Below are 11,935 nucleotides of genomic sequence, written 5' to 3'. Positions count from 1 at the left end.
GCAAAACCTCCGTGTACTCGTCAGGCCACGCGATAGGCGAAATCGCCATCGCTGCCCAGCTCGATCGCAAGACGCTGGATCGGCGTGTCCTGGGCCATGCGCTCGAGCACGCGCTGGGCGAGCTCGGGCATCAGGGTCTGGGACAGGATGTTGTCGATGTTGCGCGCACCGCTGTCGACCTCGGTGCAGCGCGCGGCGATGGCCTTGACCAACGCCTGGTCGTAGCTGAGCTCGGCCTGGTGGTTGCGGGCGAAGCGCTTGGCGATGCGTTCGAGCTTGAGGGCGACGATGCGCTCGAGGATCTGGTCCTGCACCGGGTAGAACGGCACGATGCTCAGGCGGCCGAGGAAGGCCGGCTTGAACACATGGTTGAGCTGGTCACGCAGGTCTTCGACGATCGCTGCGGGCGTCGGTAGCTCGGTGGCGTTCAGGCAGGTCTGCATGATGCGCTCGGTACCGGTATTGGAAGTGAGGATGATCACCGTGTTGCGGAAATTGATCTCGCGGCCTTCGCCATCGTCCAGCACGCCCTTGTCGAATACCTGGAAGAACAGTTCGAGCACGTCGGGGTGGGCTTTTTCCACCTCGTCGAGCAACACCACGCTGTACGGCTTGCGACGCACCGCCTCGGTCAGCACGCCGCCTTCGCCATAGCCGACATAGCCGGGAGGCGAGCCCTTGAGGCTCGAAACGGTGTGGGCTTCCTGGTACTCGGACATGTTGATGGTGATGAGGTTGCGTTCACCGCCGTACAGGGTATCGGCCAGGGCCAGCGCGGTTTCGGTCTTGCCGACGCCGCTGGGGCCGAGCAGCAGGAACACACCGATCGGTTTGTTCGGGTCTTCCATGCGCGCGCGGGAAATCTTGATGCGCTTGCCGATCTCGTGCAGGGCGTGGTCCTGGCCCAGCACGCGCTCACCAAGCAGGGCCGGCAGGCGCTGCACGGTGTCGATCTCGTCACGCAGCATTTTGCCCAGCGGGATACCGGTCCAGCCGCTGATGACCTGGGCGATGGCGCCGCTGTCGACCAGGGCATGGACCAGGGGCTGGTCGCCTTGCACGCGGGCCAGTTCGGCACGCAGGGCGTTGAGCTGCTTGGCATCGGCCTCGCTGGCGGCGTCCAGCGCCTTGAGCTGTTCGACCAGTTCCAGCTCCTGTTGCCACTGCGTGTTCAACTGCTGCTCCCGCTGCTGCTCGGCCTGCAGGGCAGCCTGCAGCTCGCCCAGGCGGCGAGTGTGGTCGTGGCCTTTGCCGGCTTCGTGGCCGAGCACGGCGATCTCGGCCTGCAGGTTGTCGATCTGGCGGCGGCAGTCCTCCAGGGCGCCAGGTTGCGACGATTGCGCCAGGGCAATGCGCGCGCAGGCGGTGTCGAGCACGCTGACCGCCTTGTCCGGCAGCTGGCGGCCGGTGATGTAGCGGTTGGACAGGCGCACGGCCTGCACCAGCGCTTCGTCCATCACTGCTACCTTGTGGTGTTCGCGCATCTTGCCGAGCAGGCCGCGCAGCATGTGGATGGCCTTGTCCTCGTCGGGTTCTTCCACCTTGACCACCTGGAAGCGGCGGGCGAGGGCCGCGTCCTTCTCGAAGTACTTCTTGTATTCGGCCCAGGTAGTGGCGGCGATGGTGCGCAGCTCGCCACGGGCAAGGGCCGGCTTGAGCAGGTTGGCGGCATCGTTCTGCCCGGCCTGGCCACCGGAACCGATCAGGGTGTGGGCTTCGTCGATGAACAGGATGATCGGGTGCAGGCTGCGTTTGACCTCTTCGATCACTGCCTTGAGGCGGTTCTCGAACTCGCCCTTGACCCCGGCGCCGGCCTGCAGCAGGCCCAGGTCGAGGGTGTGCAGGGCCACATCCTTGAGCACCGCCGGCACGTCACCTTGGGCGATGCGCAGGGCCAGGCCTTCGACCACGGCGGTTTTGCCGACCCCGGCTTCGCCGGTGAGGATCGGGTTGTTCTGCCGACGGCGGGTAAGGATATCGACCATCTGCCTTACTTCGAACTCGCGGCCCAGCACCGGGTCGATGCGGCCTTCGCGGGCGCTCTGGGTGAGGTTGACCGTGTACTGGTCCAGCGCCGGAGTCTTGCCGCCGGCCTTGCTCGCACTGTTCACTGGCGCTGCCGGGCTGGCCAGCGGGCTGGCCTGCCTGGACTCGGCGCTGCCTTCTACAAGCGCGGCAAGGTTCAGGCGCAGGTCATCGGCGTTGATTTTCTCCAGCTCCGGCGCCGAGGCGATCACCACGCGACGCAGTTCGGCATCGTCGAGCAGGGCCTGCAGCAGGTGAGCGCTGCGCACCTGGCCGACGCCGTATTCGATCGACGCCAGCAGCCAGGCCTGCTCGATCATGCGGGTGATGTGCGGCGACAGCGCCGGGGTGCGGGTATTACCTTTCTTGAAGGTGCCCAGGGCCGTGACCAGCTGCGCCTGCAAGCGCTCGGCGACTACTTCGTAGTGGCGCAGGATCGGCGCCAGGTCGCTGTCGCTGTTGTCGAGCAACTGCAGCAGCAGGTGTTCCACCTCCACGTCGTAATGGTGCTCCGACAGGCACAGGGCCGCCGCGCTTTCCGTGGCCGTGCGGCTGGTTTCGTTGAGCTTGGCGAACAGAGACTTCAGGTTCACAAGGCGACCCCATCGTAAGGAATGTGGAAGACGGCGCAACGCGAAGGCTCCGCGTCACGACCAGGGCGTTTGAGCCAGCCCAGCCAGCCCAGGGCGACATTGCCACTGCGGCCCAGCTGGGCGCGTGGCACCGCCTCGCGCTTGAGGCGCGGGGCAATTTCGAAATCCAGTTCGGCGCCTATATAGAAGCGCACCAGCTCCACCAGCTTGCGGTAGCACGCGGTGCCCGGCTGGAAGCGCTGGTAATCGGCCAGGCTTAGCGGGCCCAGCTCGATGCGGATGCACGACTGGTAGTCCCAGACCCGGTTGCCGGCTACGGCGCTGTGGCCGAGCTGGACATTGCGGCGGCCGAGCTGGGTGCATTGTTCGGGCTGCAGGTGCAGCCAGCGCCCGGCGAACTGGCGGACCTTGATCGGCAGCGAGAAATAGAAGCCGAGCATGCGTTCGAGGTTCAGCGCGTTGCGCGGCTTCTGGCTGAGCAGGCCGGCAAAGTAGCTGAACAGCTCGCGGCGCAGCGCGGTTGGTTGCTGCTCGAACTTGAGTTGCTGCGCGCGCGGGCCGAGGCCGACCAGGTTGAGCAGGTAGCCATCGAAGCCCGAAGTGCCATTGCGTTCGTGCTCGATATGAAATTTGTACTTCTGCCAGGCCTCGTAGAACAGCGTGGTCATGCGGTGCGAGAAGATGTCGAGAAACGCGTGGGCGGCATCGTCGCGATACTGCACGTGGCGCTCCAGCAGCAGCTCGGTATACGGGCGCGGCAGTACGCCTGACGGCCCGACCAGGCCCATGAAGGTGACCTGCACTTCCGACAGCGGCAAGCCGGCCGGCGACACCTTGCCTTCGCGCTCGAAGTGCAGGTCGCTGACCTCGCTGGCCGGGAACGCCAGCGACAGCTGGGTACGAAAACGCAGCGGGTCTTCGTGCGGCCGGGTTGCCAGGTCCATGCGCCCGGTACGGCTGTAGTGCAGGCGGAGCAGGCGCACCAATTGAAAGAATTCGAATCGGTGCGGCTCGGCTCGGGCCTGATCGATCAGACCAGGGGCTGATCGCCGGTGCGTGCTGGCCATTGGACGACTCTCTTTTCTCGTTGTTGGGTGCGCAGGGTCAGTTGGGTGAAGCTGTTCATCGAGCAGTACTGGCCGAAGAAGTGGTCCAGCACCATGCCGAACAGGTACACGCCACTGCCGATGAACTGGCTTTCATCCAGGGTCAGCGTGATGCCGACGCCACGTACGAAGTTCGGCCGCGGGTGGCCGATGCGTGCGACCACCGGCTCGCTGCTGATCGCCTTGATGCCGTTGATCTGTTTGCGAATGGCGGAAACATTGCGGTAGTTGTACAGCGACAACAGCTCCAGCAGCACTTCACGGCCCTGGCTGACCAGCGACATATGGTTCAGCGACAGGTGGGCGATCAACCGCCAGATCAGGCCCTTGCCCAGGGGCACACGCACCGTGGCGGTGGGCTTGCGCAGGCAGCGGATATCCTTGATCACCGAGTTGGCGGGAATGTTGAAGTCACCACGTTCGCCCCCGAACGGCAGCATCAGCGGTACATCGCGGTTGCTGCAGGTAAGGCCGATGCTGAGGGTGTCGCTGCTGGCGTCGATCAGCTCCAGGTCGCGGTCGACCACGCGGATGCTCATGGCGGTGGCGTCACCCTGGATGCGCCGGCGCGCCACCCAGAAGCTGCTGTGCGGGTCCTGCTCGCCACGGGGTTCGAAAAACGGGTGGCAGGTGGCGACCTGGTCGATGCCGCCGAGTTTGCGCACCCGCCGTACGCGGTCGATCGAGACGACTTCGGCAGCGTTGTGCAGCCGTGTATCGGGAGTGACCGGGTATTCGTGCTGGGTGTGGGTCAGCTTGATCGGCTCGGCTTGCTGGCGGAACAGGTTGATGATCGGTGTGCAGTTGAGCTTGAAGTTGTTGCGCCCGATGTTCTGTGTCAGCCGCGCCAGGCGCTCGCTGAGGTCGTAGTCGGAGAAATAGAAGTGGATCTCGACCTGCTCGATGGCCTTGCCCTGCAGAATGCGGGCAAAGCCGTTCAGGTCGAAGAACATGAACTTGTCGGGGAAGGTGAAGTACTCGTGCAGCAGGCGGTAGCCCAGGAACGAGCGCTCGGAGTAGTCCACCAGGCCTTCGTCACGGGCGTAGCCCACGGCTTTCAGGGCATCGGCCGGCAAGGCCACTTCGCGGCTGCGGCCCTGGTCCTGGAAGCTCAGGGTGGCCTTTGCCAGGTTGTTGAACAGCAGTTCGTACAACTGCAGCATCAGGGTCGCCTCGCCGTCGAGGAAGAACCGCAGGCGGTCCAGTTCCATCTGCCCGAACAGGGCATCGCCGGTGGCTGCCAGGCGGATGCGCAGGCGTGCGACCAGGTCGGCGCTGTGGCCGTTGAAGGCCGAACGCTCCAGTTCGGCGAACGAGGCCTGCTGCACGGCAATCGGCCACAGCTCTACCGGGTAGCAGGTGCGGAACTTGCACACCACACCTTCCACGGCATTGGCATGCATCTCGGTATGACGCGCCACCCGGTAGGCTTCGGTGACTTTCTCGTGCTTGCCCAGGCTCAGCTCGGCAATCGACATCGATGGGGTAGGGCGCAGGTAGTGTGGGTACAGCACCTCGAGGAAGGATTCGACGATTTCCGGAAACTCGTCATCGAGCTTCTTGTGCACCCGCGCAGACAGGAACGAGAACGCCTCGATCAGGCGCTCGGTGTGCGGGTCTTCGCAGTTGTCGCCCTCGATCAACAGCCGCGAAGCGATTTTCGGGTACTGCGCGGCAAACTCCTGGCCGAGGAAGCGCAGGTGCGACAGTTCCTTTTCGTAGTAGGGCAGCAGTTCGTCGAGCATCAGTTGAGGTTCTGCACTTTGTATTCCTGGGTGTTGACCTGCAGCACGGCGTCGAATGACACCTGGCGGCTGATGTCCTGCAGACGCAACACGGCGTCCACGCGGAAGGTCAACATACGGTGGCCGTTCTGCTGGGCCAGCAGCTGCACGCGGACACGGCGAAAACGTCGGTCCCCTGTGCTGATCGCCCGTTCCAGTTGCTGCTGGATCAGGCGCCGATCATGCGGGTCGAGCACGCTGCGGCTGATGAAGTCGGGCATGCCGTATTCGAGGATGGAACCACCGAGCTGGCTGTAGCCCTCCAGCTCTTCGGCGACCAGGCTCTGGCGAGTGTTCACCAGTACCTCCAGGTCACGGACGATGCTGGCCTTGTACTCGCTCAACGAGCAGGTGCGTTGCACGGCTGGCTCGGCCGACTGGTACGGACGGTCGTCCAGCAGTCGGTCGAGCAGCGAGGGCAGCAGGCGGGCCTGGTTACTCATGTGTCATCCCTGTACACACCGGCCTGTCAGCCGCGCGCGCCCTGTGGCAGCTCGGCAACCAGGCGCAGCGAAGCGGTCAGCTCATCCAGTTGGTAGTGCGGGCGCAGGTAGGTCACGGCCTTGTACACACCTGGCTTGCCCGGCACTTCGAACACCTCGGCGCGGGCTTCGCGCAGCGGGAACTTGGCCTTGGCTTCCTGGCTGGCGGTGTCGTCGAGCAGCACGTAGCTGGCCAGCCACTGGTTGAGGAAGCGCTCGACATCCATGCGCGAGGCGAAGCTGCCGATCTTGTCGCGCATGATGGCCTTCATGTAGTGGGCGATGCGCGAAGTGGCGAAGATGTACTGCAGCTGGGCCGACAGGCGCGCGTTGGCGTTGGCAATGTCAGTGTTGTACTGCTTCTGCTTCTGCGCCGACTGGGTGCCGAAGAACGCGGCATAGTCGGTGCCCTTGCAGTGCACCAGAGGGATGAAGCCCAGGTCCGACAGCTCTTTTTCGCGGCGGTCGGTGATGGCGATTTCGGTCGGGCACTTGAGGGCGATTTCACCGTCGTCGGTCTTGAAGGTATGGGTTGGCAAACCTTCGACCAGGCCGCCACCTTCCACGCCGCGGATGGCCACGCACCAGCCGTAGCGGGCGAAGGCATCGGTAACGCGGGTGCCGAGGGCGTAGGCAGCGTTCATCCACAGGTACTTGTTGTGGTCGCGGCCATCGACGCTTTCGACGAAGTTGAATTCCTCCACCGGGGTGGTATCGGGGCCATACGGCAGGCGACCGAGCACGTGCGGCAGGGTGAGACCGACGTAGCGCGAGTCTTCCGAGGCGCGGAACGACTTCCACTTGGCGTATTCGACGGTGTCGAAGATCTTTGCCAGGTCACGCGGGCCGGACATTTCGGTGAACGAGTCCCAGCCGAACAGCTCGGGGGAGGCGGCCGAAATGAACGGGGCATGGGCGGCCGCGGCGACGTGCGAGATCTCCTCCAGCAGGTACATGTCTTCGGGGTTGCGGTTGAACTCGTAGTCACCGATCAGCATGCCGAAAGGCGCGCCACCGAAGGTGCCGTACTCTTCTTCGTAGACCTTCTTGAACAGTGCGCTCTGGTCGAATTCGCTGGCGGCCTTCAGGTCGCGTACCAGGTCTTTCTTCGAGGCATTGAGCAGGTGGATCTTCAGCGTGGTGCTGGTCTCGGTCTGGTCTACCTGGTATTTCAGGCCGCGCCAGGAGGCTTCCAGCTGCTGGAACTCACGGGCGTGCATGATTTCGTTCATCTGCTCGGAAAGCATCGCGTCGATTTCGGCGATACGCGAATCGAGCACGGCGATCAGGTCCTTGCTCGGGGTCATCTCGCCCTCGAGCACCTGGTTCACCAGTTCGCCAATCAGGTCGCGGGTGCGGTTGCGCTCGGTGTCGGAGCGGGCCACGCGGCTTTGCGAAATGATGCTGTCGAGCAACGATGCCTGTGGCGCGAAGTTTTCCACTTCGACCAGGTCGCCGGCCTGTTGCGGTGCGGTTTGCTTGTCGGTCATGTTCGGGCTCCTGCTCAGGCGCGATCGCTGCTGGATGGGTCTTTCACTTCGGCTTCACGGCCGAATTCCTTGCCCAGGGTCTTGAGCTTCTCGGTGTTCTGCAGCACGTCCATCAGCAGCTCTTCGAGCTTGTCGTTGCCGCCCATCTTGTTACGCAGGTCGGCCAGCTTGTTGCGCACTTCCAGCAGTTTGCGCAGCGGTTCGACCTGCTTGACCACGTTCTGTGGCTCGAAGTCTTCGAGGCTGTTGAAGTTCAGTTCCACGCCCAGCTGGGTGCCGTTCTTGGCCAGGGTGTTGTCGACGCGGTAGGTCAGGCGCGGCTTGATGCCCTTGAGCACGCCGTTGAAGTTGTCGCGGTCGATGTAGACGAACTTGCGGTCCTTGAGTTTGGGCAGCGGCTCCAGCGGGTTGCCGGAAAAGTCGCCCAGTACGCCGACGACGAAGGGCAGCTCCTTTTTCTCGATGGCATCGCCGATGTCCACGTCGTAGGTGATATGGACCCGAGGCGCGCGAACGCGGTCGAGTTTGTGCTGAGTGCTTTCCTTCTTCGCCATCGTGTTCTCCAGTGCGAGCAATTCGCTGCGAAACAATGCGCGGCCCGTGACCGGGCGCAGCGCGTTACAGTCCTTCGATCGTCAGCAGCAGGCGCTGACGGATTTCGTCGTTCATTTCCAGGATGTTGTCGCGGCCCACCAGCTCTTCGAAGCTGGTGTTGCCGGCAATCTGCGTGCTGCTGCGGATGACCGAGTCGTCGGGCAGTTCAGAGCGCACCGGCGAGCTGATGACGCAGAACGGCAGGTCGCCAAAGCCCTTGAGGCGCTCGAAGCTCAGGCTGTAGCGCAGGCCCTCGAACAGCCGGCCAAGGCCAGGCGACTTGCTCAGGCAGTAGAACAGCACCAGGTAGTGCACCACGAAGCGGTACAGCTCGGCGCTGCTGCGGTTGGGGTCTTTGATGACGTTGCGAAACCGCGCCAGGTCGAAGGCGTGGAAGCCCACCACCCAGCGGGTCGGGCTGGTGATGCGGATGACCTGGCCGCTGTGTTCCAGGGCCTTGTCGTATTCCAGCGGGAACAGTTCGGGGGTGGTGCTGATCAGGTTCAGCGGTACTTCCAGCTCGGTGACCAGCTGGAACGGCGCGGCCGAGCCGATACGTTCGTAGAGTTCGACCAGGGCCTGGAAGTGGCCCTGGGTTTCGCGCCCGCTGCTGCGCTGAGCGCCTTGCAGGTATTCGCCAAACAGGGTTTGCGGACGGATCAGCGGTGCCACGGTGGCGAGGTAATCCGCCGCCTGCGCCTTCAGCGCATCGGAGATCGCCCGCGTCTGGCTACGCAGCTTGATCAGTGCTTCGACATCGAATGTCTGTGTCATCGGTGCATCGTCCATGTGCCTGCTTGATCGTCCTGAAACGCCAATGGCGTGGACCTTAAATTGCGCCTCTCGACGGCGGCAAACCTGAGTGCTGGCACATGAATATCGTGTTGCCAGCAATGCCGAGTAGGGCACCTCGCTGCGGAAGAAGTTCCCGCGAGGGGGGCGATTTTTTCCCTGTTTTGTGATGTGACGCAATGATGGCGTCGTGATGTTGACTAGGGGTTTCGGGCACGGGAAATCGGGGTTCAGGCCCGAAAACGTGGGTGTGCGAGGGGCGGGAATGCGATAAAAATCCTTGGCAAAAGTTTTTTGCAAAAAGTGAATCCGGTCTCATTTTTTGCGCTGACCGCTTTCTCGCGGAGGTATTGGCGAGGCGCCTCAGGATGATGGCAATGCGACGGAATGTGCCGCGCGGAAAGGGTGTTATCAAGCGCGATCCATCCGTTTGGATAGTGACTTTTGAAAGCTCGCGCGCTCCCTCGGAAATAGCGTCGGCCCCGGGCCTATGCCGCACCTGCAGAGGCAACGGTCTCGCTAAAAACCTTGAAAACGTGCGCGATCACTGTGGGAGCGCCGGCCCCAGGGTTTGTGCCCTGCCTGCAGCAACAATTGCCTCAGCCAAAACCGTGAAGCCTGCACGGCCCCTGTGGGAGCGGGTTCACCCGCGAACACCGGCGTAGCCGGTGCCATCCTCATGGTCGGCGACTTGCTCGGGTCGTTGCCGGGGTAGTGCAGGTCAAGCAAAATGAGCGCATGGACGAGAGCAACCTACTGCAAGGAATCAGCATGATCGACCTGAGAAGCCCGGATGCAATCCTGAGCGACTATGCAAAGCGTTACGCCGATCTGCTCCCCGAACTATCACCGCAGTTGCAACAGCGCATGGCCTACATGCCGGAGCCCGACGCACCAAGGCTGCCGCGGACAAAGCCCGCCTGGCTGAACGACCGATCCTGTACCTTGACACCAGGCCAGGCGCTAGACCGCGCTCAGGGTGCACTGTTGGGACTGGCGATCGGCGATGCGGTAGGCACCACTCTGGAGTTCCAGCGCCGCGATCAGGGGCAGGTCAGCGACATGGTCGGCGGTGGGCCGTTCCGCCTCGCGCCGGGTGAGTGGACCGACGATACCAGCATGGCCCTGTGCCTGGCAGACACCTACGCAAGCCAAGGCAAGTTCGATTTCGCGACCTTTGCCGATGCCATGGTGCGCTGGTACCGGCAGGGTGAAAACAGCGCCAATGGCCGCTGCTTCGACATCGGCAATGTCACCCGCCGAGCCCTGGAAGGGTGGGAGGCCCAAGGGCTTGCGTGGATGGGCAATCTCGAAGCCTCGACAGCGGGCAATGGTTCGTTGATACGGCTCGCGCCTACGGCCATTTTCAGACGCCACTCGCTGTTGGCAACCTGGTGGGAGAGTGTGACGCAGAGCAGCGTCACCCATCGCGCGATCGAGGTCTCGGAGTGCTGCAAGTTGTTCGGGGCACAGCTGCATCTGGCGCTCAATGGCGCGGACAAGGAAGAGGCGTTGTCGCCGAAGGTGCGCCCCCTGCAGCCCCGGGCCTTGATCATCAATGCCGGGGAGTACAAGCACAAAACCCGTGAGCAGATTCGCTCGTCAGGGTATGTAGTCGATACTTTGGAAGCGGCGCTCTGGGCTGTGTGGAATACGGACAACTTCAGGGATGCGATTCTGTTGGCTGCCAACCTTGCCGATGATGCCGACAGCGTGGCGGCGACGGCGGGGCAGATCGCCGGCGCCTTGTATGGGGTGTCGGGCATGCCGCCGGAGTGGGTGGCCAAGGTTGCCTGGTCGCGGCACATTTGTGAACTGGCAAGCCGGTTGTTTGAACTCGCGCCTCAGGGGGATGAAATGGACGAGCTGCTATTTGGCAGTGAGTGATAGCACCTTTGATCAGGTAATGGCGCTTAACGCGTCAACTGCAGCCCGGCAAAATAGCAGGTCGCGAAGTAGGTTGAGCATGGTCATGGCGTCAGGATTTTGGTCCTTGATAATTTCAAGCTTTTCGCGAAGCGCTCTGGCTGTAATTTTCAGTGTGTGCTTGTCCATTTAATGCCCGAGTATGCATAGCCCAGAGGTGCGCCGCTGTACGTCCACGTCACCCCGTCTCCAGGTTTCTGCGGCTTATCAACTGTCACCTTGTCGGTTTTCTCCGCCGTACTCGCTTTGAGCCTGGCAAGGTAGGCAACTCACCGCCCATCGACCTGGACGCAAACGTCCTTGCCGTCGATGACCTTGCATGGCCAGTTGTCGTTGATGTAGTGATCCGGCTTGAAGCACACCCGATCATCATTGACCCAGTACAACTGCCAGGCAGAACCCGAAATCAGCAGCTTCGAGCAGGGCGTATAACCCCTGGCCAGCAAAGCCCCCGTAGTCAGAATCATCACCGCTGGGACGACATGGATCAGCGTTTTAATCGATATCCCGAACATCAACGCCTGGAAGCGGTGCAGCCGGGATGCAGGGGGTGGGTCGAACTTCTTGCCGGTCCAGGCGCAGATCGCGCTGCCAACGAGCAGGATGGCGAGTGCCGGTGGGGCCATGAGCAGGCCGAACGCGAGGTACGGTGTTTCCACGACCGGAGCGCCACGAAGCAGCCTGCCGTACAGCGGGAACAGGTAGTTGGTATAGGCATAAAGCGAGATGGCCCCTACCAGGAGCAATGCGATGAACATGCCGACGGCCAGCAGCCTCATCTTGAGAGGCGTAAGCCCGGGTGACATTTGTGAGGAGCGTGTATTCATTCGCAGAGCTTGGGCAGGTTGAACGTGGGGGCGATAGCAGTGAGGGCATCGGCAATTTTACCCGCGATGTTTTTGGATGCCATAGCTTGGCGCATTGAGAGTCTGCGCGCTCGACCTCGATTGGCGCTTGCGGGTAGATCAACTCATGGTCCATCTGGCGTTTCCGGCCCTTGCTGACCATCGCAGGGGCGGTGCTCGGCCGCTGCAGCTAGGCATCGAACGGTGCCTGTTCGGTCCAATAGTACTCTTCGTAATCAACCAAGGGAAATCCTGAAAAAGACTTCCTGATTTGGCAAAATCCCCGGACACCAATCGC

10 protein-coding genes are annotated in these 11,935 nt (G+C 62.6%); 1 reads left to right on the top strand and 9 read right to left on the bottom strand.

Annotated elements, in window-relative coordinates; genetic code table 11:
* Positions 1 to 20: 20 nt before the first annotated feature.
* From tssH to MJ643_RS24650, 7 genes are all read right to left on the bottom strand, one after another.
* Positions 21 to 2,618 (bottom strand): type VI secretion system ATPase TssH, encoded by a 2,598-nt coding sequence (gene tssH, locus MJ643_RS24680; protein ID WP_015270494.1) that lies wholly within the window; start codon positions 2,616 to 2,618, stop codon positions 21 to 23.
* Entirely contained in the window at positions 2,615 to 3,685 is a 1,071-nt protein-coding gene (tssG, locus tag MJ643_RS24675) for a type VI secretion system baseplate subunit TssG (protein ID WP_023661182.1), read from the bottom strand. Before tssG ends, tssH begins: the two co-directional genes overlap by 4 nt.
* Positions 3,649 to 5,469, bottom strand: a complete 1,821-nt coding sequence (gene tssF, locus MJ643_RS24670) for a type VI secretion system baseplate subunit TssF (RefSeq protein ID WP_208209552.1) — start codon at positions 5,467 to 5,469, stop codon at positions 3,649 to 3,651. The genes tssG and tssF overlap by 37 nt, the downstream gene beginning before the upstream one ends.
* Positions 5,469 to 5,951, bottom strand: a complete 483-nt coding sequence (tssE, locus tag MJ643_RS24665) for a type VI secretion system baseplate subunit TssE (protein ID WP_013972749.1) — start codon at positions 5,949 to 5,951, stop codon at positions 5,469 to 5,471. The genes tssF and tssE overlap by 1 nt, the downstream gene beginning before the upstream one ends.
* A 26-nt stretch (positions 5,952 to 5,977) precedes the next feature.
* Positions 5,978 to 7,480, bottom strand: a complete 1,503-nt coding sequence (gene tssC / locus MJ643_RS24660) for a type VI secretion system contractile sheath large subunit (protein ID WP_013972748.1) — start codon at positions 7,478 to 7,480, stop codon at positions 5,978 to 5,980.
* A gap of 14 nt (positions 7,481 to 7,494) precedes the next feature.
* The gene (gene tssB / locus MJ643_RS24655; protein ID WP_024087179.1) at positions 7,495 to 8,034 is read right to left on the bottom strand and encodes a type VI secretion system contractile sheath small subunit; all 540 of its coding nucleotides are present in this window, start codon (positions 8,032 to 8,034) and stop codon (positions 7,495 to 7,497) included.
* A gap of 64 nt (positions 8,035 to 8,098) precedes the next feature.
* The gene (locus tag MJ643_RS24650; RefSeq protein ID WP_024087178.1) at positions 8,099 to 8,848 is read right to left on the bottom strand and encodes a hypothetical protein; all 750 of its coding nucleotides are present in this window, start codon (positions 8,846 to 8,848) and stop codon (positions 8,099 to 8,101) included.
* A gap of 789 nt (positions 8,849 to 9,637) precedes the next feature.
* Here MJ643_RS24650 and tri1 point away from each other — a divergent pair.
* Positions 9,638 to 10,753 (top strand): ADP-ribosylarginine hydrolase Tri1, encoded by a 1,116-nt coding sequence (gene tri1 / locus MJ643_RS24645; RefSeq protein ID WP_024087177.1) that lies wholly within the window; start codon positions 9,638 to 9,640, stop codon positions 10,751 to 10,753.
* A gap of 12 nt (positions 10,754 to 10,765) precedes the next feature.
* Here the strand turns inward: tri1 and MJ643_RS24640 are convergent, their stop codons facing one another.
* Together MJ643_RS24640 and MJ643_RS24635 are read right to left on the bottom strand one after the other, a co-directional pair.
* Positions 10,766 to 10,921 carry a hypothetical protein gene (locus MJ643_RS24640; protein ID WP_158491230.1) on the bottom strand — a complete coding sequence of 52 codons (156 nt, stop codon included), beginning with the start codon at positions 10,919 to 10,921 and terminating at the stop codon, positions 10,766 to 10,768.
* A gap of 140 nt (positions 10,922 to 11,061) precedes the next feature.
* Positions 11,062 to 11,571: a hypothetical protein gene (locus MJ643_RS24635; RefSeq protein WP_013972745.1), complete on the bottom strand. Its 510-nt coding sequence runs from the start codon at positions 11,569 to 11,571 to the stop codon at positions 11,062 to 11,064.
* Positions 11,572 to 11,935: the final 364 nt, after the last annotated feature.

Source organism: Pseudomonas sp. PNPG3 (assembly GCF_023093815.1).
Taxonomy (GTDB): domain Bacteria; phylum Pseudomonadota; class Gammaproteobacteria; order Pseudomonadales; family Pseudomonadaceae; genus Aquipseudomonas; species Aquipseudomonas asiatica.
Note: the sequence above shows the minus strand (reverse complement) of the source record. Positions and strands in the feature narration are given on the sequence as shown.